Raw genomic sequence first — 21,327 nt, 5'->3', positions numbered from 1 at the left:
CTCCTGTCTGCTTCGTCGTCGCGTTCCTACTGGTCGTAGGACAGGCGGACCGTGTCGCCCTTGTGCACCGTGGCGTTCGCGCCCGGGTCGGTCCCGGTGACGGGCAGCGTGGACTTCCAGTCGTAGAAGCCGCACAGCACGTTCTTGCAGTCCGGGTACGACACCTTGAGGCCCAGTGCCTCGAGTGTGGACGCCGCCTGGTTGATCGTCTGCTTGGTGACGTCGGGCAGGGTGATCGGCGCCGGGCCCTTCGACACGACCAGGTCGATCGCCGTGCCCTTGACGACGGGGTCGGCCTCGGCCTTCGCGGAGATGACCTGGCCGGACGGGACGTCCTCGTCGAACTGGTCGGTCTGCGTGCCGACGGTCAGGTCGACGTCCTGCAGCGCGGCCCGCGCATCGTCGACGGACTTGCCGGTGACGTCGGGGACGGCCCCGAGCGACACCGTGAGCGTGATGGGCCCGCGTTCGCCGTACTCCTGCACGGTGGTCAGGTCGACCGTGGTGCCGTCGGTGTCGCGGCCGGTCGCGGCGATCACGGTGTCCTTCGGCACGTCGGCGGAGAACTGGTACTGCGGGTCCTGCAGGTCGAAGTCGTCGTCGAGCGCGGCCTGGGCAGTGGTCGCCGACTGCCCGACGATCGCCGGCAGGGTGATCATCTTCGGCCCGTTCGACACCAGGATCTGCACCGAGGTGCCCTTGCGGACCTCGTGCCGTGCCGCCGGAGCGGTGGCGGAGACCTCGCCCTTCGCCACGACGGCGTCGAACCGCGCACGGGTCCGGTCAGCGGCGCGGAGTCCCTCGGCCTCGAGCATCTGTCGCGCCTGGGACACCGACTTGCCGGCGACCTCGGGGATCCGGACGTTGCCACCGGGGCCCGGTCCGAACCACCAGCCGAGGCCGGCGCCGACGATGACGATCACCACGAAGACCACGAGCGCGATCCACCCACGCTTCCGGCGCTTCGCCGTCTTGTCGGCGAGTCGCTGGCTGGCGGGGGACAGGACGCCCGGTGCCTGGCCCGTCCGGCGCGGACCCGGTGCGTTCCGGCCGCGGCCGGCGGGGCCGGTGGGGCCCGTTCCGGACCCGCCCTGTGGCGGGATGACGGTGGTGGCGTCGGTCGCGTCCGGACCGGGGGCACCGGCCGGGAGGATCGCGGTCGCGTTCTCGGGGCGCAGCACGGCCGTGCGGTACTGCCCGGTCGCACGCTGCTGGTTGCCGTTGATGTGCTCGAGCATCTCGCGGGCGTCGCGGGGCCGGTCGTCGGGCTCGCGCGCGGTGGACCAGGCGACCAGGTCGTCGAGCTCGGAGGGCACGCCCGGCACGACCAGGCTCGGAGCGGGCACGGTGTCGTGGGCGTGCTGGTACGCGATCTGCATCGGCTGCTCGCCCTTGTAGGGCTGCTCGCCGGTGAGCATCTCGTACAGCATGATGCCGACGGCGTAGATGTCGCTGCGGGAGTCGGCAGCGCCGCGGGTGACGAGTTCGGGGGAGAGGTACGCGATCGTGCCGAGGAGCGCCGCTCCCGTGGCGGTGTTCTGCGTCGAGGCGCGCGCGAGCCCGAAGTCGCCGAGCTTGATCCGGCCGTCGTCGGCGAGCAGGACGTTCTCGGGCTTGAGGTCGCGGTGCACGATCCCCGCCCGGTGCGCCGATGCCAGACCGGCGAGCACGGCGCGCAGGATGTCGGTCGTCTGCTCGGGCGTCAACGCGCGGTGCTCCTGCAGCAGGTCCCGCAGCGTGATGCCCGGGATGTACTCCATGACGATGTACGCGGTGTCGTCCTCGGCGCCCTGGTCGTAGACCCCGACCAGGTTGGGGTGGGACAGCCGAGCCGCCGAACGGGCCTCTTGGATGAAGCGCTCGCGGAACGCCGCGTCGTCGGCCAGGTGGCCGTGCATGATCTTGATCGCGACCCGGCGCTCGAGTCGGACGTCGGTCGCCAGGTACACGGTCGCCATGCCTCCGCGCGCGATGCGGGATCGGACGCGGTACCGCTGATCGATCATGCGACCGATCATCGGGTCCGTGGCGGCGTTCGTGGTCATCGGCGGCATTCTACGAAGCGAGGATGCGGACCGGCGCATCGGCGCACCGGTCGTGATGCAATCTCGATCTCAGGGATGAGGTGTGGGCCGCCCCCGGAGCGGTCCCGGGTCACGTGCGGCGCCGGACGGCCCCGCGCCCGAGCGGTGTCAGAGCGTCGCCAGCCAAGCGGTCGCGGACCGCTCCCACTGGGCGTACGCCTTCGGGTAGGCCGACATCTGCACCGCCTGGGCGGCGTCGGTCACGCTCTTGGACGACCAGCCGGGGACGTCGAGCAGCCCACGTGTGGTGCCGGCGTTCGGGTTGGAGCGCCCGCCGAAGAATAGCTTCGTCGCGTAGGCCGTGTCCTGCAGCTGGCTGGCGGTGCCCCAGCCCTGGCTCGGGCGCTGCTGGAACAGACCGACCGAGTCGCGGTCCCCGTGGGGCAGGTTGCGCAGGCTCGACTCCTGCATGGCGGCGGAGAGCGCGATGACCAGGCCGCGCTGCGGTACGCCGAGCGACCGGCCGACGCGGACGATCGTCTCGGCGTTCGCGCGCTGCTCGGCCGTCAGTGCGGTGCCGGAGGCCGCGGTCGGGCCGGCAGCGGGCAGGACGAGGGTCTTGCCGGCGTAGATCGTGCTCGTGTACGTCAGGCCGTTGGCGGAGAGCAGCGCCGACACCGAGACGTGGTGGGCGGCGGCGATCGTGGCGATCGTCTGACCGGCCGTGATGGTGACCGAACCGGCGGTCGCCGTCGACGCCGCGGGTGCCGACGAGGTGGCGGGGGCCGACGTGGTGCGGGCCGGTGCGACGGGCGCGGCGCCGGCCTTCGGCACGGTCAGGCTCTGCCCGGGGTAGATCACGCTGCTGAGGGTCAGGTTGTTCGCGCCGAGCAGTGCCGAGGTCGACACGCCGGTCCGGGCCGCGATGCCCGAGATCGTGTCGCCGGACTTGACGTGGTACTTGGTCGAGGTCGCCGGAGCGGAGCGCACCGTGGTGACCACCGGGGTCGAAGCCAGGTGGAGCACCTGCCCGGGGTGGATGATCGTGTTCCAGCCCAGGCCGTTGCGCACCAGGACCTCTTGTGCCGACAGGCCGTGGCGAGCCGCGATCGCCGAGACGGTGTCGCCCTGCTGCACCGTGTACGTCGTCGGCGCGCTCGACACCGACGCGACGGTGGTGGCGACGGTCTGCGCGGGACGGGCGACGGCCGTGGTGAACACGGAGCGGTGGCCGACGTTGCCGTCCTGGTCGACGTGCCGCTTGTTGGAGCCGTCGTCGTCGTGCCGCGGCTCGGCGTGGGCGACGGGCCCGGTCAGCCCCGCGGTGACGGCGATGGTGCCCGCCAGGACGATCGGCATGGTGGCGAAGCGGGCGGATCGTAGGCGTCGAACGTGGTCGTCTGCTGCGGTGTCCACGGGGTGCTCCTGTCTCGGGGTGAGCCGTGCGCGCACGCGAGAGCGCATTCACAGGCGACTCCACGCTGGCATGTCGTGAATCGCAAGTCAACCAGAGAGCTTGATGTGGTGCACGTGACGAATGTGACTTGTGTTGTGGTTCGCAGTCGGGCGGCACTCTGGCACCATGAACGTGTGAGTGCCACACGTGGGGATGACCTGACCCTTTCCGAACGCTGGTTGACGGTCCCCGACCTCGTCGACCTGCTCGGCGTGAGCCCCGGCCGCGTCCACCGGCTCTTCGAGCAGCACACGCTGCTGCCGGCGCGCGTCGGCGGTGTGCTGCGCGTCCCGACCGAGTTCCTCGACGGGGCCGAGCCGCTGCCCGAGCTGCGCGGCACGCTCATCGTGCTGTCGGACAACGGCTTCTCGGACGACGAGGCCGTGCGCTGGATGCTCAGCGTCGACGACGTGCTCGGTACCTCGCCGATCGCCGCGTTGCGCGCCGGCCGCAAGGCCGAGGTGCGCCGCGTCGCGCAGTCGCTGCTGTAGGCGACGCCCCGCCACGCGGCCCCCGCCGGACCGCCCCCGCCGCGCTGAGTCTCGGCTCCGCGGACACCCTGCGGCCTGCCGACGGCGCACGATGTCCGCCGGGCCGAGTCTCGGCGAGCGGCCAGCGGCCAGCGGCGAGCGACGAGCGGCCAGCGGCGGGCCGGCCGGGCCGGACGTGGCGCGCCGGTGCCGCCTACGCCTGCCGGCGGCTGACCGTGTCCGCCAGCGACGCGAGCTGCTCGCGCGCTGACGGTGTGAGCGGCGATGCGTCGAGGGCCGCCTTCGCCCGCTGGACGTGCCGGTCGATCGAGCGCTCCACCGCGGCGACCGCGCCCGAGTCGGTCAGGGTCGCGCGGAGCATCTGCACCTGGTCCTCGTCGAGGTCGGGGTCGCCGAGCAGCTCGTCGAGCAACGACCGTGAGCCCTGCGGCAGCGCCTTGCGCGCCGTCGCGATGAGGACCGTGCGCTTGCCCTCGCGCAGGTCGTCGCCCGCGGGCTTGCCGGTGAGCTCGGGGTCGCCGAACACACCGAGCATGTCGTCCCGCAGCTGGTAGGCCACGCCGAGGGGCAGACCGAACGACCGCAGTCCCTCGAGCTGGGACTCCGAGGCCCCGGCGACCAGGGCGCCGATGACGAGCGGCGCCTCGACCGAGTACTTGGCGGACTTGAACACGACGACGCGCTGCGCACGGAGCAGGTGCTCGCTCTCGTCGACCGTCGGCCAGGCGGTCTCCTCGTGGATGTCGAGGTACTGCCCGGCGGTCACGTCGAGCCGCATCGCGTGGAACTCCTGGCGGACGATCCGTGCCCGCGCCGGGTCGAGCAAGGCCAGTCCCTCGTCGAACACGGCGTCGCTCAGGGACAGCAGCAGGTCGCCGAGCAGCAGGGCCGCGTTCGTGCCGTACAGCCCGCGGTCACCGACCCACCCGGCGTCGGCGTGCCGCGACTCGAACCGTCGGTGCGCTGCCGGACGCCCGCGGCGGGTGTCCGAGCGGTCCATGATGTCGTCGTGCACCAGGGCGGCCGCGTGGAAGACCTCGAGCGCAGCAGCGACCGTGACGACCGCCTCGGCCGTGGTCTGGCGCGAGCCTTCCGCCAAGGGGTCGAACGACCCGGAACGTCCCGCCACGGACTGCCACCCCCAGTAGCAGAACAGGGCCCGGAAGCGCTTGCCTCCGGACAACAGGTCTCGGGCGAACTCGTCGAACGGAGCCAGGTCCGGACTGATCGCGGCGAGTCGATCGCGCTGCTCGTCGAGCGCCCGATCGATCCGCGCCGAGACGAGGTCCACTAATCGCGTACTCTCAGCCACAGTGCCTACCCTAGTGGAGTGGTCGAGACATAGAATCGGCCAACCAACAACGCGTTGATCCCAGGGACAAAGAGGGAATCAAGATGCCACTCTCGGAGCAAGAGCAGCGACTTCTCGAAGAGATGGAGCGCAGCCTCTACCAGAACGACTCCGACTTCGTGGCGCGCGTCACCCGGCGACAAGGGCGGCCGACGTACACGTCGATCACGCTCGGGGTTCTGGGCGCGCTCGCTGGAGTCGCAGTCGTCATCCTCGGGCTGGCCATGCGCCAGCCCCTGATCGGAGTCCTCGGCTTCGTCGTGATGCTCGCCGGGGTGCTCTTCGCGCTCCGCCCGGGCATGCGCGCGCCGAAGTCCTCCTCCAAGGCACCGCGGACGCCGTCGTCCGGTGGGGCACGGGGGAGTTCCTCCGGCGGGTCCTTCATGGACCGGATGAACGATCGATGGGACAAGCGCAACGATCCCAGTTGAGACGATGAACTGACTTCCCGGAACGGGGTCGGCCCACTCGGGCCGGCCCCGTTCCGTGCGTCCGGGGCCGTTCCGCGCGCGGTCCGACTTGCCCTGATGCGCGGGTGACGCGGGTGAGGTGACCAACAGACGGACGGGAGGCCCGTGGCGACGCCGCCACGGGCCTCCCGTCCGTCGTGTCGGCCCGTCCACCGCGCCGCGATGGCTGCGAAAGTCCTCCACTTCGCTCCACCGCAGCTGCTGCCGCCCACTGGCCCGGGATTCCGGGCCTCTGTGCTGCCCGGCGGCCTTCGCCGCCGCCCCAGAAGGGGGCACAGCGACGATTCGGGGAGCACTTTTGCCCCGTGGTGGAGGGAAGTGGAGTACCGTGGGGTCCATCGAAGACCGGTGGAGCTGAGGGGAGGCCCCGAGTGCTGCTCGGTACGCATGCCCCGAAGCTCGACGAGAAGGGTCGCGTGATCCTCCCCGCCAAGTTCCGCGACGAACTGTCCGGGGGGCTCGTGATGACCCGCGGTCAAGAGCGGTGCGTGGTGGTCTTCAGCGCTCGGACGTTCGAGGAGATCCACGAACGCATCCGTCAGGCGCCGATGACGTCGAAGCGCACCAGGGACTACATGCGCCTGTTCCTCTCGGGGGCCAGCGCAGAACAGCCCGACAAGCAGAACCGCGTGACGATCCCGCAGAACCTCCGTGAGTACGCGGGGCTCGAGCGGGACCTCACGGTCATCGGCTCCGGTGACCGTGCCGAGATCTGGTCGACCACCGCGTGGGAGACCTACTACGCCGAAGCCGAAGAGGCCTTCGCAGAGAACGACGAGGAGGTGATCCCGGGCATCTTCTGATCCGCGGACCGGGACTCCCAGCCGTCTGCCCTGATGCACCTTCCCCGGTGTCAGGTCGGTATGGATGGGGATCCGGGTCAGCGGCCCAGGAGATCAGGGCTGCACATGACAGACCACACCAACGGCGACACCCCCCAGCGGTTCCCGCACACACCGGTGATGCTCGAGCGCATCGTCGACCTCTTCACCCCGACGCTCGAGGGCCCCGGCAAGGTCGTCGTCGACGCCACGCTCGGCATGGGCGGCCACTCCGAGGGCCTGCTCGAGCGGTTCCCCGAGCTCACGCTCATCGGGCTCGACCGCGACACCGACGCGCTCGGCATCGCGGGCGACCGTCTGGCCCGCTTCGGCGACCGGGTGCGCCTGGTCCACACCGTGTACGACGAGATCCTCGACGCGATCCGGGGCGAAGGGTTCGACCAGGTCGACGGCGTGCTGTTCGACCTCGGTGTGTCCTCGCTGCAGCTGGACCGGGCCGAGCGCGGCTTCGCGTACAGCCAGGACGCGCCGCTCGACATGCGGATGGACCGCACGCAGGGCATCACCGCGGCCGAGGTGCTGGCCGACTACGACGAGGGCGAACTCCGCCGGATCTTCCAGCGCTACGGCGAGGAGAAGCTCGCCGGCCGCTACGCCAAGGCCATCGTCGAGCGTCGGGCCGAGCAGCCCTTCACGATGTCCGGTGACCTGGTCCAGGTGCTGCACGACGCCACCCCGGTCGCAATCCAGCGGCAGGGACACCCGGCGAAGCGCGTGTTCCAGGCGCTGCGCATCGAGGTCAACACCGAGCTGAGCGTGCTCGAGCGGGCGATCCCGGCGGCACTCGACGCCATCGCGGTCGGCGGCCGGATCGTCGTCGAGTCCTACCAGTCGCTCGAGGACCGCATCGTCAAGCGGGCCCTCGTCGCACGGACCACGTCGAGCGCCCCGGCCGACCTGCCGGTGGAGCTCCCCGAGCACGCCCCCAACTTCTCCTTGGTCGTCAAGGGCGCGGAGCTGGCCGACGAGGCCGAACGCGCAGCCAACCCCCGAGCAACACCCGTGCGACTCCGCGCGGCCGAGCGGATCCGGAAGTGACATGAGCACGAACCTCGCACTCGTCGACCCTGCCGTCGTCCCGTCGCGCGCGCCGCGTCCCACGGCAGACCGACACCGTCCGGAGCTCGTCGAGGTCACGTCGACCCGGGCCCAGCGCCGCGCTCGCCCGAAGATCGCCTACGCGATCGTCGCGGTGGGCGCCCTCGGGACCCTGCTGCTCGCGCAGCTCGGCATCAGCATGGTGCTCAGTCAGGGGGCGTACGAGCTCGATGCGCTGAACGCCCAGCAGACCTCGCTCAGCCGCACGCAGCAGTCGCTGTCCGAGAACCTGCGGGTGCTCGACTCGCCGCAGAACCTGGCACGCAACGCCCAGTCGCTCGGCATGATCGCGAACTCGACACCGGTGTACCTCGACCCGAAGACCGGTCGGGTGTACGGCACGCCGACGCCCGCGACCCCGGCCGAGGCGACGGGCAACACCGCGAACCAGGTGCCGAACTCCCTGCTGGACGACGTCCCCCTGGTGGCGAAGCCGGGCGACACGGCGACCAGCAAGGAGAACGGCGCGGGGACCTCCGCGACGGGCTCCACCGCCGACGCCGGGACCTCCGGCACGGCGGACGCTACGAAGAGCGGCGCTGAGAAGACCGGCGCTGAGAAGACCGGCGGCGCCAGCGCGTCGGCCGGGGGTTCGTCGCCGTCCTCCGTAGAGTCCGACCCGAACCAGCTCCAGGCACCGTCCACCCGGTGACCTGCGGGTCAGCCAGGTGACCTGCGGGTCAGCAGAACCAGCCGGGAAGGACCGCACCGCGTGACGAAGACGATCCGCAACCGCCGACTCCGATACAGCGTCGTCATCGTCGCCGTGATCGCCCTGGTGGCGGTCTTCGTGATCCGGTTGGTCGACATCCAGGTCGTGCAGGCGGCAGAGCTCAACAAGGCCTCGAGCGCCAAGCGCAGCATCCCGGTGACGCTCTACGGCACGCGTGGCTCGATCGTCGACCGCAACGGCACCGAACTGGCCGACAGCGTGACCCGGTACAACATCACGACGGCCCCGCGGCTGGTCAAGGACTTCCAGGGCAAGCTCGGCGGCACGCGCGTCAAGGACGTCAGTGTCACCGATGCCCTGAAGGCCGTGGCGAGCGCGTCCGGCGGGGACGCCACGGCGATGCAGAAGGCGATCGACGCCCAGCCGAACTCGGACTTCGCGTACCTGGTCAAGGGCCTGGACGTCAGCCACTACGAGGCCGTGCGTGCGCTCGACGTGCCCTGGCTGTACCCGCAGCAGCAGTCGGCCCGGACGTACCCGACGGGCGCCACCACGGGCAACATCACCGGCTTCATGGGCACCGACGGTGCGCAGGCCGGCCTGGAGTACGCCTACGACCAGTGCCTGGCGGGCACGAACGGTTCGCAGACGTACGAGCGCGGCGAGGACGGCGTGCAGCTGCCCGGCAGCACCGTGACGACCAAGCAGGCCAAGGACGGCGGCACGCTGCAGACGACGATCGACAGCGACCTGCAGTACATGGCGTCGCAGGACATCGCCGACGCCGCGCAGCAGCTGCAGGCGGTATCCGCGACCGCCACGGTCACCAAGGTGAAGACGGGCGAGGTCCTGGCGGTGGCGGACTACCCGACGGTGGACCCGAACGACGTCGACGCCACCCAGGACAAGGGTGCGTACGGCTCCCGTGCACTCACCGACACGTACGAGCCCGGCTCGACGATCAAGGCGGCCATCGCGGCGGCGCTGATCGACCAGGGCAAGGCCACCCCGACCACCGGCGTCAGCGTGCCGTACTCGCGGACGTTCCCCTGGGGCGGCACGATCCACGACGCCGAGTTCCACCCGACCGAGAACCTGACGCTGACCGGCATCCTGCGGGACTCGTCCAACGTCGGCATCACCGAGCTCGGCACGCGCCTGACCGAGCAACAGCGGTACGACGTCATGAAGAAGTTCGGCCTGTTCCAGCCCGAGTCGGCGATCGACTACCCGGGGCAGCCCGGCATGCAGTACGGCGCGAGCCCGGACTGGGACCAGCAGACGAACATCAACTCGATGTTCGGCCAGGGCATCTCGACGACGGCCATGCAGGTCGCGAGCATCTACCAGACCATCGCCAACGACGGCGTGCGCATCCCGCTGCACTTCGTCAAGGGCTGCACCACGGCCGACGGCACGACCATCGACGCGCCCGACGTGCAGAGCGAGCGCGTCGTGTCCGCCAACGCGGCGACGCAGGTGACCGACATGCTGCAGAGCGTCGTCACGGGCGGCACCCTGGTGGGGATGAAGCCGATCTCGGGCTACAACATCGCCGCCAAGACGGGCACCGCCGAGGTGGCCGAGGGCGGCAAGGGGTACGGCGCTCAGCGCATCATCTCGGTGGCCGGAATGGCACCCGCCGAGGACCCCCAGTATGTTGTCACGGTGACGTTCACGAAGCCGCAGACGAGCAAGTTCTCATCCGGAGCGGCTCCGGCGTTCCGCACACTCATGTCCCAGGTGCTCGAGAAGTACCGCGTCGCCCCCTCCACGACCCAGGCGCAGACCTACCCCTCGACGTGGTAGGCCGACCCGCCCAGGTGGAGAGGAAGAAGGAGCACGTGTCCGCACGGATCCCCCCGGTCCTCCGTCCCGAACACCCGACCCCGAGGGCCGTGGCCGAGCTGGCCAACGGCTTCGGGCTGCGGGTCGTCGGGTCGCTCGACGCCGTCGAGACGACCGGCGTCACGCTGAGTGCCGCCGAGGTGCAGCCGGGTGACCTGTTCGTCGGCGTGCACGGTGCGAACCGCCACGGTGCCCAGTTCGCACCCGAGGCCGCCGAGCGCGGTGCCGTCGCGGTGCTGACCGACACCGACGGTGTCGGGGCCGCCCAGGCCTCCGGGCTCCCCGTGCTCGTCGTCGACGACCCCCGCGCCGCCCTCGGCGACGTGTCCGCGTGGGTCTACCGCACCCACCCGGACGAGGCCACCGACCTGCCGCAGCTGTTCGCCGTCACCGGCACGAACGGCAAGACCAGCACGTCGTACATCCTCGAGGGGATCCTCAAGCAGCTCGGCCTGGTCACGGGCCTCAGCTCCACCGCCGAGCGCCACATCGGCTCGCTCAGCGTCACGAGCCGCCTGACCACGCCCGAGGCCAGCGAGATGCACGCGCTGCTGGCGCGGATGCGCGAGAGCGAGGTGCGTGCGGTCGCCGTCGAGGTGAGCGCGCAGGCCCTCAGCCGGCACCGGGTCGACGGCATCGTGTTCGACGTCGTCGCCTTCACGAACCTCAGCCACGACCACCTCGACGACTACGCCGACATGGAGGAGTACTACCAGGCGAAGCTCCCGCTGTTCCAGCCCGAGCACGGGCGCCGCGGCGTCGTGTCGCTGGACTCCGAGTGGGGCCAGCGCGTCGTGCAGGACTCCCGCATCCCGGTCACCACCATCACGGTGCACCCCGACGTCGAGGCCGAGTGGCACGTCGACGTGGTCGAGGCACACGCGGCGTACACCGAGTTCCGTCTGACGGGTCCCGAGGGCCGCGAGCTGACCACCCGGGTTCCGCTCATCGGCTGGCACATGGCCGCGAACGCCGCCCTGGCGATCGTCATGCTGGTCGAGGGCGGCTTCGAGCTCGGTGCCATCGCGCACGCGCTCGAGAGCAACCACCGCCACTACGAGGACGCTGCCGACGGCGACGACCAGCCCGTCAGCGCGATCGAGTGCTACCTGCCGGGCCGGACCGAACGCGTCTCCGGTGACCGCGGTCCGAGTGTCTACGTCGACTTCGGGCACAGCCCCGACGCCTTCCTCAACACCCTGGCAGCGGTCCGCCAGTTCACCCCGGGCAAGGTCGTCATGCTCTTCGGTGCCGACGGCGACCGCGACACCACCAAGCGCGCCGACATGGCCCGGGTCGCCGCCGAGGGCTCCGACATCCTGGTCGTGACGGACCACCACCCCCGGTTCGAGGACGCCGCGTCCATCCGCAAGACCCTGGTGGACGCCGCTCGTGCCGCGTACCCCGAGCACGAGATCCACGAGGTGAGCCCACCCGAGGCGGCCATCCGGACCGCGGTCGGTCTGGTCGGCGAGGGTGACTCGATCCTGTGGGCCGGCCCCGGTCACCAGGACTACCGCGACATCGCGGGGGAGCGGACGCCGTACTCGGCCCGCGACGAAGCCCGAGCGGCGCTGCGCGAGGCCGGCTGGGAACCGAACTCCGGCCCGGTGGAGGAAGCGCGATGATCGCCCTGTCCCTCGCCGAGGTCGCCGCCGCGATCGACGGCGAGCTGCTTCGTGGTGCCCCCGACACCGTCACCGACGGCCAGGTGGAGACCGACTCCCGCCTGGTCGGCCCCGGCAGCGTGTTCTTCGCGCTGCTGGGCGAGGAGACCGACGGGCACCGCTTCGTGCCCGCCGCGGCCCAGGCCGGTGCGGCCCTGGTCGTCACCGAACGCCACGTCGACCTGCCCGCGGACGCCACGACCGCGCAGATCGTCGTCGCCGACGGGTACGCCGCCCTGGCCGCGCTCGCGCACGAGGTCGTCGCGCGCGTCCGCACGGCGAGTGCCGACCGCGTGGACACGGACGGCACCCCGGCACCGCTGCGCGTCGTCGGCATCACCGGCTCGAACGGCAAGACCAGCACGAAGAACATGCTGCGCACGATCCTGTCCACGCACGGCGAGACCGTCGCACCCGAGGGCTCGTTCAACAACCACGTGGGAGCGCCGATCTCGATGCTCCGCATCACCCACGACACCCGGTACCTGGTGGTCGAGATGGGCGCGAGCGGCACAGGCCACATCGCCAAGCTCGTCCGCATCGCCGAGCCGGACACCGGCGTGGTCCTCAAGGTGGGGCTCGCGCACGCCGGCGAGTTCGGCGGCATCGAGGCGACCCAGCGCGCCAAGTCCGAGATGGTCACCGACCTGCCGTCGACGGCCACCGCGCTGCTCAACGTCGACGACGACCGTGTCGCGTCGATGCGTGCCGTGACCGCGGCCGACGTCGTCGGCTTCGGCACGTCCGCCCAGGCCGACTACCGCCTGTCCGGTGTGTCCACGGACCGCGACGGCACCCGCTTCACGCTCACCGCGCCTCCCGTCGGTCCGAGCGGTGACGGCACGTCGGAGGGCAGCCTGCCTGGAGGCCCGGTGCCGGTCCCCGAGACCGTCGACGTCCGCCTCGCCATCCTGGGTGAGCACCACGCGATGAACGCGACGGCCGCCCTGGCCGTCGCCCACCGCTGGGGCGTCCCGCTGGCCGACGGCGCCGCGGCGCTCGCGTCGATGACGCGCGCCGAGCGCTGGCGCATGGAGCTGCTGCAGGACGGACCCGAGGGCGTCACGGTCATCAACGACGCCTACAACGCATCGCCGGACTCGATGGCCGCCGCACTCCGCACGCTGGCGCAGGTCGTGCGCCCGGGGGAGCGGACCATCGCCGTGCTCGGCGAGATGGCCGAACTCGGCGAGTTCTCGGTCGAGGAGCACGACCGCATCGGTCGACTCGTCGTCCGGCTCGGCATCGGCCAGCTCGTGGTCGTCGGCCGCGGCGCCATGCCCATCCACCAGGCCGCCACCCTCGAGGGATCGTGGGACGGCGAGTCCGTGTTCATCGAGGACGTCGACGACGCCGTCCACACCCTGCAGGAGATGGTCCGCCCCGGCGACGTCGTCCTCGTCAAGTCCTCGAAGTCGGCCGGGCTGCGTCACCTGGGCGACCGCCTCGGAGGTGTGTCCGCATGATCGCCCTCTTGATCGCCGGCGGCGTGTCGCTGGTGTTCACCCTGCTGCTCACGCCGCTGTTCATCAAGCTGTTCCACCGTCTGGGCTGGGGACAGTTCATCCGCGACGACGGTCCGCAGTCGCACCACACCAAGCGCGGCACCGCGACCATGGGTGGCATCGTCCTGATCCTCGGTACGGTGATCGGCTACTTCGTCGGACACCTGGCCGGGCGCGACTCGGTGACGCTGTCCGGCATGCTCGTGCTGTTCCTGATGGTCGGGCTCGGGTTCGTCGGCTTCGTCGACGACTTCCTCAAGGTCCGACGGCAGCGCAGTCTCGGGCTCGGCGGCTGGGCCAAGGTGCTCGGCCAGGTCATCGTCGGCGTGATCTTCGCGACCGTCGCGCTGGTCGTCCCGAGCTCGACCGGCAAGCCGCCCGCGTCCACGATGATCTCCGCCATCCGGGACATCCCGTGGCTCGACTTCATGGCGCTCGGCACGGTCATCGGCACGATCCTGTTCCTGGCGTGGATCGTCCTGCTCACGGTGTCCACGTCGAACGGCGTCAACGTCGCCGACGGTCTGGACGGCCTGGCGACGGGCTCGAGCATCCTGGCGATCGGCTCGTACGTCATCATCGGGTTCTGGCAGTCGAACCAGATCTGCGGCGGTGCCCGGCTCGACGCCAGCACCGAGCACGCCTGCTACACCGTGACGAACCCGCTCGACCTGGCCGTGGTGGCCGCCGCGGTCTGCGGTGGCCTGATCGGGTTCCTCTGGTACAACACCTCGCCCGCACAGATCTTCCTGGGCGACACCGGGTCGCTCGGCCTGGGCGGCGCGCTGGCCGGACTCGCCATCCTCAGCCGCACCGAGCTCCTGCTCATCCTGATCGGCGGCCTGTTCTTCATCGTCACCGGGTCGGTCATCCTGCAGCGGGCGTACTTCAAGATCACCCACGGCAAGCGGATCTTCCGGATGAGCCCTCTGCACCACCACTTCGAGCTCAAGGGCTGGGCCGAGGTCACGGTCGTCGTGCGGTTCTGGATCATCGCCGGACTCTGCGTCGCCGCGGGTGTCGGCCTCTTCTACCTCGAATGGATCGCGCGCGTTGGTTGACCACGGCTCCTCGGAGCGGCTGCAGGGACTCGACAGCTGGTACGCCGAGGGCTGGAAGGGCCTCGACGTGGCGGTGCTCGGTCTCGGTGCGACCGGGTTCTCGGTCGCCGACACCCTGGTCGAGCTGGGCAGCACGGTGACGGTCTACTCGACGGACGCACCGGCGGACAGCGTCGAGCTGCTCGACGTGATCGGTGCACGGTTCGTGCAGACCTCGCTCGACGTCGTGCCCGCAGCGCTGGTCGACCAGGCTCCCGACGTCGTCGTGGTGTCGCCCGGGCTGCCCCCGCACAACGCGAGCGTGCAGTGGTCCGTCGCCAACAGCACCGTCTGGGGCGACATCGAGCTCGCCTGGCGCGTCCGCGACAAGGTCGTGCGCGGGCCGGTCGCCGCGCCGTGGGTGACCATCACGGGCACCAACGGCAAGACCACGACCACCCAGCTCACCACCGCCATGTTTAAAGCCGAGGGGCTGCGCGCCGTCGCGTGCGGCAACATCGGCGTGCCGGTGCTCGACGTCGTGCGCGACCCGGACGGGTTCGACGTGCTGGTCGTCGAGCTGTCCAGCCACCAGCTGCACTACATGGCCGACGCCGGCGACGGCGCGGTCCTGCCGCTCGCGTCGACCTGCCTGAACATCGCCGACGACCACCTGGAGTGGCACGGGTCCGCCGACGCCTACCGCGCCGCCAAGGCGAAGGTCTACGAGCGCACCGTGCTGGCGTGCGTCTACAACGTCACGGACGAGGCGACCCGGCGCATGGTCGAGGACGCCGACGTGGTCGAGGGCTGCCGGGCCGTCGGGTTCACACCGGGCATCCCGGGCCCGAGCGAGGTCGGCATCGTGGACGACGTGCTGTGCGACCGGGCCTTCACCGAGGACCGGCGGAACAGCGCGCTCGAACTCGCCACCCACGCCGACCTGGTGCAGGCCGGTCTGGCCAGCCCGCACATGACGATGAACGTGCTCGCCGCCGCGGCGCTGGCCCGGGCCGGTGCCGTCCGCCCGAGTTCGATCCAGCGCGCCGTGCAGGCCTTCCGCGCCGACCACCACCGCACCGAGCTCGTCGCCACCGGCCCGGACGGCATCGCCTGGGTCGACGACTCCAAGGCCACGAACCCGCACGCCGCCACCGCCTCGTTGTCGTCGTTCGAGACCGTCGTGTGGATCCTCGGCGGGCAGTTCAAGGGCGTGGACATCGACGGGCTCGTCGCGCGCTTCGGTCCGACCGCGCGTGGTGTCGTCGTGATCGGCGCCGATCGGGGACCCGTGCTCGAGGCATTCGCGCGACACGCGCCCGCGGTGCCGGTCCTGCAGGTCGAAGCACCGGACACTGATCAGGTCATGCCCGAGGCGGTCCGACATGCCGCATCGGTCGCGAGACCGGGCGACACGGTCCTCCTCGCCCCGGCGGCTGCGTCGTTCGACCAGTTCGTCTCGTACGCGGACCGGGGCGAGCGATTCGCTGCGGCGGTCCACGATCACCTGGGAGGAAACACCGATGGCGACACCGGACATCCCGGCGGGGACGCGTAGCCCGCGCACGACCGGCTCGACGACCACGACCACGACCCCGCAGCGCGCCGGCGGTCGGCGGCCGAACGGCGCCGTCGTCGCGGTGAAGAACGTCTTCGTCGCCGAGTCGAGCACGTTCTACTCGATCCTCGGCGTCACCCTGTTCCTGGTGGTGTTCGGCGTCGTCATGGTGCTGTCGTCCTCGAGCGTCGAGCAGTACGCCAAGACCCACGACTTCTTCGGCGCCTTCACCCGGCAGGGGCTGTACGCGATCATCGGCGTGCCCCTGATGCTCGTCGCGAGCCGCATCCCGACCGGGGTCTGGCGCAAGTACTCGCGCTGGGTGATCGTGCTCGGCCTGATCGTGCAGGCCGCGGTCGTCCTGACGCCGCTCGGCTACTCGATCCAGGGCAACCGGAACTGGATCAAGCTCGGCGGCTTCACCGCGCAGCCGTCCGAGATCCTCAAGCTCGCGCTGGTGCTCGGCATCGGCACGATCATCTACCAGAAGCGCAACAAGCTCGACCAGTGGAAGCAGATCCTGCCGCCCATCGGCCTGGTCACCGCCGGGTCGATCGGCCTGGTCCTGTTCGGCGGTGACCAGGGGACCGCGATGGTCATGATGATCCTGGTCTTCGGCGCGATGTTCGTCGGCGGGGTCCGGCTGCGGCACCTCGGCATCGGCGTCGGCGCGATCCTCGTGCTCCTGCCGTTCATCACCATGGCGTCGAGTTCGCGGTCGTCCCGCATCAGCGCGTGGCTGTCGGGCTGCACGGACACCAGCCAGTACCAGGACCTGTGCTGGCAGCCCGTCCACGGCATGTGGGCGCTGGCCTCCGGTGGCGTGTTCGGCGTCGGCCTCGGCAACTCCAAGGCGAAGTGGTCCTGGCTGCCCGAGGCGGACAACGACTACATCTTCGCGATCATCGGTGAAGAGCTCGGCCTGATCGGCGCGGTCGTCGTCCTGGCGCTCTTCGTCGTGCTCGCCGTCAGCATGGTCCGCATCATCCGGCTCTCCGACGACCCGTTCGTCCGGACGGTCACCGGTGGTGTGCTCGCCTGGATCATCGGCCAGGCGCTCGTCAACATCGGCGTCGTCCTGGGCCTGCTGCCCGTGCTCGGCGTGCCGCTCCCACTCATCTCGGCCGGTGGTTCGGCGCTCATCATGACCCTGGTGGCCATCGGCGTCGTGCTGTCCTTCGCCCGCGACCTGCCGAGCCGACACACGCTGGCGGCCGGCGGGACCGCGCGGCGCCTTCCCGACGCGCACCGCGGGCCGCTCGTCGACGGGCGACTCCGATGAACACCTACCTGTTCGCCGGCGGCGGCACCGCCGGGCACGTGAACCCCCTGCTCGCGGTCGCCGACCGGTTGACCGAGCGATCGCCCGACGACCGGGTCATCGTGCTCGGCACGGCCGAGGGGCTCGAGTCCCGCCTGGTCCCGATGCGCGGGTACGAGCTCCTGACGATCCCGCGTCTGCCGTTCCCCCGGAAGCCGAACGCTGCGGCACTCCGGTTCCCCGCGGCGTTCTGGCGTGCCGTCAAGCAGACCGAGGCGATCATCCGCGACCGGGGTGTCGACGTGGTGCTCGGTGTCGGGGGCTACGCGTCCGCGCCGGCCTACATCGCCGCCAAGCGCACCGGCACCCCGATCGTCGTGCACGAGCAGAACGCCAAGCCGGGTCTGGCGAACCGGCTGGCCGCGTTCCTGACCACGCACGTCGGGGTCACGTTCTCCAACACCCGCCTGCGCCATGCGCGCGTGGTCGGCATGCCGCTGCGACGCGAGGTCGAGCGCCTCGACCGGCGAGCCAGCCGCACCGAGGGGCTGGCGGAGTTCGGGCTCGACCCCGCGCGGCCGGTCCTGCTGGTCACGGGCGGGTCCTCGGGTGCCCGGAGCATCAACCGGACCGTCAACCGGTCGGCCGCCAGCATCGTGGGCGCCGGCTGGCAGGTGCTGCACGTGGTGGGCGCCGCGAGCGACATCGGCCCGAGCGACCTGGACGGCTACACGGTGCTGCCGTACTGCGACCGGATGGACCTGGCGTACGCCGCCTCCGACTTCGTCGTCTCGCGCTCGGGTGCGGGCATGGTGTGCGAGCTCACCGCGGTCGGGCTGCCGAGCGTGCTGGTGCCGTACCCTGTCGGCAACGGCGAGCAGCGGCACAACGCCCGCGACGTCGTGCAGGCGGGTGGAGCGGTGCTCGTGGACGACCAGGAGTTCGACCAGGACTGGGTGACGTTCCACCTGCTGGACGTCCTGCAGGACCGTGCCCGCATCGCGGACATGGCGGTCCGGTCCGGCAGTGTCGGACACCGCGACGGCGCCGACCGGATGACCGAGCTCGCGCTCGACGCCGCGCGGACCGCCACCAGCAAGCGCACCGGCAGCACCGAGCGCACCGGCAGCACCACGGAGGAACGACCATGACCATCAAGCCGGACCTGACCCAGCCGATCCCGGACGACCTCGGCACGGTCCACTTCGTCGGCATCGGCGGCTCCGGCATGAGTGGCATCGCCCGGCTGTTCCTGGCCGCCGGGCACACCGTCACCGGCAGTGACTCCCGCGAGACCGCCACCACCGGCCGCATGCGCGAGCTCGGCGCCCAGGTGCACATCGGGCACGACGCCGCGAACGTCGGCGACGCGGACTCGATCGTCGTCACGAGCGCCCTGTGGCCGGACAACCCCGAGCTGCTCGAGGCCCAGCGCCGCGGTCTGCCCGTGCTGCACCGCTCCCAGGCCCTGGCCGCGCTCATCGCCGAGCACCGCCTGGTCGCCGTCGCGGGTGCGCACGGCAAGACCACGTCGACCGGCATGATCGTCACCGCGATGGTCGAGCTGGGCCTCGACCCGAGCTTCGTCAACGGCGGTGTGATCCAGTCGCTCGGCACCAGCTCGGCGTCGGGCTCGAGCGACCTGTTCGTGGTCGAGGCCGACGAGTCCGACGGCTCGTTCCTGCTGTACGACGTCGCCGTCGCGCTGATCACCAACGTCGACGCCGACCACCTGGACCACTACGGCACCGAGGACGCGTTCATCGAGGCCTTCGTCGAGTTCGCGGGCAAGGCCAGCGAGCGGGTCGTCGTGTCGAGCGACGACGCCGGGGCGAAGCGCGTCACCGAGGGCGTCCGTGCCCGGCCGGACGCACCGGAGATCCTGACCTTCGGCGAGGCCGCGGACGCCGACGTCCGCATCGAGCGCATCGTCGAGTCCGCCGGGGTCGAGGTCGACTTCCGTGCGGACGGGCGCTCGCACCACCTGACCCTGCGGGTACCGGGGCGCCACAACGCGATCAACGCCGTCGGTGCCTTCGCGGTGCTGGTCGGCCTGGGCGTCGCACCCGAGGACGCGATCCGTGGGCTGGAGGCCTTCGGCGGTACCGAGCGGCGCTTCGAGCTGCACGGTGTCGAGCGCGGCGTGTCGGTGTACGACGACTACGCCCACCACCCGACCGAGGTCGCGGCCGCGCTCAAGGCCGCGCGGAACGTCGTCGGCGACGGCCGGATCATCGCGATCCACCAGCCGCACCTGTACTCGCGCACGCAGATGATGGCGGGCGACTTCGCGAAGGTCTACGAGGACCTCGCCGACCACACCGTCGTGCTCGACGTCTACGGCGCGCGCGAGGACCCGGTCCCCGGTGTCACGGGCGCCCTGGTGCAGGAGCGCTTCGTCGACCAGTCGCGCGTCGAGTACCTGCCCGACTGGGCCGACGCCTCGGCCCGTGCGGCCGAGGTCGCGCGTGACGGCGACATCATCATGACCCTCAGCTGCGGCGACGTGTACCGGATCATCCCGCAGGTGCTCAGCGCGCTGCAGGACGACAGCACGCTCCGGGTCGAGGGAGCACCCACCCGGTGAAGCGTCCCGAGGGCTTCGACGACCGTCCGGCGGCCCCGGACGCGTCGGCAGCGAGCGAGCGCGCGCCGCGTGAGCGTCGGGTCCCGCGCATGCCGCGGCTGTCCGTCCGTCGCGGTGCGGGCCACGCCCAGGAGGCCCGGCCCGACACCGACACGCCGGCTGCGGCCGACGAGACGGTCGCCTCGGACGCCCCCACCACCTCCGGCCTGCGAGCGTCGCACCCCGTCGCGGACGTCGCGCCCGCGCAGGACGGGGCGCGACGTGCATCCGGGGGTGCGACGGGGTCCGACCACGCGACAGGCTCTGAGCGTGCGACGGGGTCCGAGCGTGCGACGGCGGACGAGGGTGACCACGTCGCCGGCGTGACCGACGTGATCGACCTGCACCGGGCCTCCAGTCCCGAGCACGCGGACGCAGCCGACGTGCCGGACGCGCCCATCGGCACGAAGGTCCGCGCGGCGGAGACCGCCCGCGAGGCGCGGGCCGCCCGCAAGCGGCGACGGCTGCTCGAGCGCGCCGAGGTCCGACGGTTCACCCGGCGCTCGCGGCACCGCCGAGCGATCGGCATCACCGCCGCCAGCGTCGTGCTCGTGCTGGGCGTGTCGATCCTGGTCGCCGTGTTCTCGCCCCTGATGGCCCTCCGCACGATCGAGATCAAGGGGACCAGCCGCGTCGACGACACGCAGCTGCGCCAGGCGCTGTCCGGCCAGATCGGGACCCCGCTCGCCCGGCTCGACTTCGGCGCGATCAAGCGGGACATCGCCGGGTTCCCGCTCATCGAGAGCTACGTCACCGAAGAGGAACCGCCGCACACGCTCGTGGTGACCGTGACCGAGCGGACCCCGGTCGTCGCCGTCAAGAGCGGTGATGCGTTCCAGCTCGTCGACCCCGCGGGGATCGTCGTGCAGTCGTCGCCGAAGCAGCCTGAGTCGATGCCCGTCGCGGACATCGGTCGCGCGAAGCTCGGGTCAAGCGTGTTCCGCACGATGACCGAGGTCGTGCTCGCGCTGCCGTCGACCGTGCGCGCCCAGGTGGCCGGTGTGGCGGCCTCGACCGCCGACGACGTCACCCTGACCATGCAGGACGGCTCACGCGTGGTGTGGGGGAGTCCCGACGACTCGGACGCCAAGGCCGCGCTGCTCGACGCCCTGGTCAAGGACCACGCCAGCCGCGACCCCGGCACGGCGGTGGAGTACGACGTGTCTGCACCGGACAACGGCATCATCCGCAACCAGTCCTGACGCCCGCCTGCGTGCCTGCGTGCCTGCACGCCTGCCACCCGTCGCGTCCGCGCGCCGAGTCTCGCCGCTGCGGACAGATCGTGCGCTCCGGACGCCGCGAACTGTCCGCGGGGCCGAGACTCGGCGCGGCCGGTCGGCGCGGCCGGTCGCCGCCGAGCGCGGCCGGCTCGCGCCTGGCGGCACGAGCGGACAGAATTGCGGGACCACATCGCCGA

17 protein-coding genes are annotated in these 21,327 nt (G+C 71.2%); 14 read left to right on the top strand and 3 right to left on the bottom strand.

Annotated features, from left to right (window positions below):
* Positions 1-26: 26 nt before the first annotated feature.
* Both pknB and MT346_RS14150 read right to left on the bottom strand, forming a co-directional pair.
* Positions 27-2,045 carry a Stk1 family PASTA domain-containing Ser/Thr kinase gene (pknB, locus tag MT346_RS14155; RefSeq protein WP_243563730.1) on the bottom strand — a complete coding sequence of 673 codons (2,019 nt, stop codon included), beginning with the start codon at positions 2,043-2,045 and terminating at the stop codon, positions 27-29.
* Between the two features lie 147 nt (positions 2,046-2,192).
* The gene (locus tag MT346_RS14150) at positions 2,193-3,440 is read right to left on the bottom strand and encodes a LysM peptidoglycan-binding domain-containing protein (RefSeq protein ID WP_243563729.1); all 1,248 of its coding nucleotides are present in this window, start codon (positions 3,438-3,440) and stop codon (positions 2,193-2,195) included.
* Between the two features lie 174 nt (positions 3,441-3,614).
* Between MT346_RS14150 and MT346_RS14145 the strand changes: the two genes are divergently transcribed.
* Positions 3,615-3,971 (top strand): Rv2175c family DNA-binding protein, encoded by a 357-nt coding sequence (locus MT346_RS14145; RefSeq protein ID WP_243563728.1) that lies wholly within the window; start codon positions 3,615-3,617, stop codon positions 3,969-3,971.
* 193 nt (positions 3,972-4,164) lie between these two features.
* Here the strand turns inward: MT346_RS14145 and MT346_RS14140 are convergent, their stop codons facing one another.
* Entirely contained in the window at positions 4,165-5,283 is a 1,119-nt protein-coding gene (locus MT346_RS14140; protein WP_374202531.1) for a polyprenyl synthetase family protein, read from the bottom strand.
* Positions 5,284-5,366: 83 nt separating this feature from the next.
* Between MT346_RS14140 and MT346_RS14135 the strand changes: the two genes are divergently transcribed.
* The 13 genes from MT346_RS14135 to MT346_RS18460 all read left to right on the top strand — a co-directional run bounded on the left by MT346_RS14135 (position 5,367) and on the right by MT346_RS18460 (position 21,112).
* The gene (locus MT346_RS14135) at positions 5,367-5,753 is read left to right on the top strand and encodes a DUF3040 domain-containing protein (protein WP_243563725.1); all 387 of its coding nucleotides are present in this window, start codon (positions 5,367-5,369) and stop codon (positions 5,751-5,753) included.
* A gap of 410 nt (positions 5,754-6,163) precedes the next feature.
* Complete coding sequence (gene mraZ, locus MT346_RS14130) at positions 6,164-6,595, top strand: division/cell wall cluster transcriptional repressor MraZ (RefSeq protein WP_056125468.1); 432 nt, start codon at positions 6,164-6,166, stop codon at positions 6,593-6,595.
* 105 nt (positions 6,596-6,700) lie between these two features.
* The gene (gene rsmH, locus MT346_RS14125; RefSeq protein ID WP_243563724.1) at positions 6,701-7,672 is read left to right on the top strand and encodes a 16S rRNA (cytosine(1402)-N(4))-methyltransferase RsmH; all 972 of its coding nucleotides are present in this window, start codon (positions 6,701-6,703) and stop codon (positions 7,670-7,672) included.
* A 1-nt stretch (position 7,673) separates the two neighbouring features.
* Complete coding sequence (locus MT346_RS14120) at positions 7,674-8,384, top strand: hypothetical protein (protein ID WP_243563723.1); 711 nt, start codon at positions 7,674-7,676, stop codon at positions 8,382-8,384.
* 60 nt (positions 8,385-8,444) lie between these two features.
* Positions 8,445-10,214 carry a penicillin-binding protein 2 gene (locus tag MT346_RS14115; protein WP_243563722.1) on the top strand — a complete coding sequence of 590 codons (1,770 nt, stop codon included), beginning with the start codon at positions 8,445-8,447 and terminating at the stop codon, positions 10,212-10,214.
* 35 nt (positions 10,215-10,249) lie between these two features.
* Complete coding sequence (locus MT346_RS14110) at positions 10,250-11,881, top strand: Mur ligase family protein (RefSeq protein ID WP_243563721.1); 1,632 nt, start codon at positions 10,250-10,252, stop codon at positions 11,879-11,881.
* A complete protein-coding gene (gene murF, locus MT346_RS14105) occupies positions 11,878-13,386 on the top strand; it encodes a UDP-N-acetylmuramoyl-tripeptide--D-alanyl-D-alanine ligase (RefSeq protein WP_243563720.1) in 1,509 nt (502 codons plus the stop codon). The genes MT346_RS14110 and murF overlap by 4 nt, the downstream gene beginning before the upstream one ends.
* Entirely contained in the window at positions 13,383-14,486 is a 1,104-nt protein-coding gene (gene mraY / locus MT346_RS14100; RefSeq protein ID WP_243563719.1) for a phospho-N-acetylmuramoyl-pentapeptide-transferase, read from the top strand. Before murF ends, mraY begins: the two co-directional genes overlap by 4 nt.
* Complete coding sequence (gene murD / locus MT346_RS14095) at positions 14,479-16,023, top strand: UDP-N-acetylmuramoyl-L-alanine--D-glutamate ligase (RefSeq protein ID WP_243563717.1); 1,545 nt, start codon at positions 14,479-14,481, stop codon at positions 16,021-16,023. The genes mraY and murD overlap by 8 nt, the downstream gene beginning before the upstream one ends.
* Positions 15,989-17,305 (top strand): putative lipid II flippase FtsW, encoded by a 1,317-nt coding sequence (ftsW, locus tag MT346_RS14090; RefSeq protein WP_243563716.1) that lies wholly within the window; start codon positions 15,989-15,991, stop codon positions 17,303-17,305. Before murD ends, ftsW begins: the two co-directional genes overlap by 35 nt.
* Entirely contained in the window at positions 17,302-18,435 is a 1,134-nt protein-coding gene (locus MT346_RS14085; RefSeq protein WP_243563715.1) for a glycosyltransferase, read from the top strand. Before ftsW ends, MT346_RS14085 begins: the two co-directional genes overlap by 4 nt.
* Positions 18,432-19,871, top strand: a complete 1,440-nt coding sequence (murC, locus tag MT346_RS14080; protein ID WP_243563714.1) for a UDP-N-acetylmuramate--L-alanine ligase — start codon at positions 18,432-18,434, stop codon at positions 19,869-19,871. The genes MT346_RS14085 and murC overlap by 4 nt, the downstream gene beginning before the upstream one ends.
* Positions 19,868-21,112 (top strand): FtsQ-type POTRA domain-containing protein, encoded by a 1,245-nt coding sequence (locus MT346_RS18460; RefSeq protein ID WP_243563713.1) that lies wholly within the window; start codon positions 19,868-19,870, stop codon positions 21,110-21,112. The genes murC and MT346_RS18460 overlap by 4 nt, the downstream gene beginning before the upstream one ends.
* Positions 21,113-21,327 lie beyond the last annotated feature (215 nt).

The organism is Curtobacterium sp. VKM Ac-2922 (assembly GCF_022815645.1).
GTDB lineage: Bacteria > Actinomycetota > Actinomycetes > Actinomycetales > Microbacteriaceae > Curtobacterium.
This window is presented reverse-complemented; position numbering and strand designations above follow the sequence as displayed.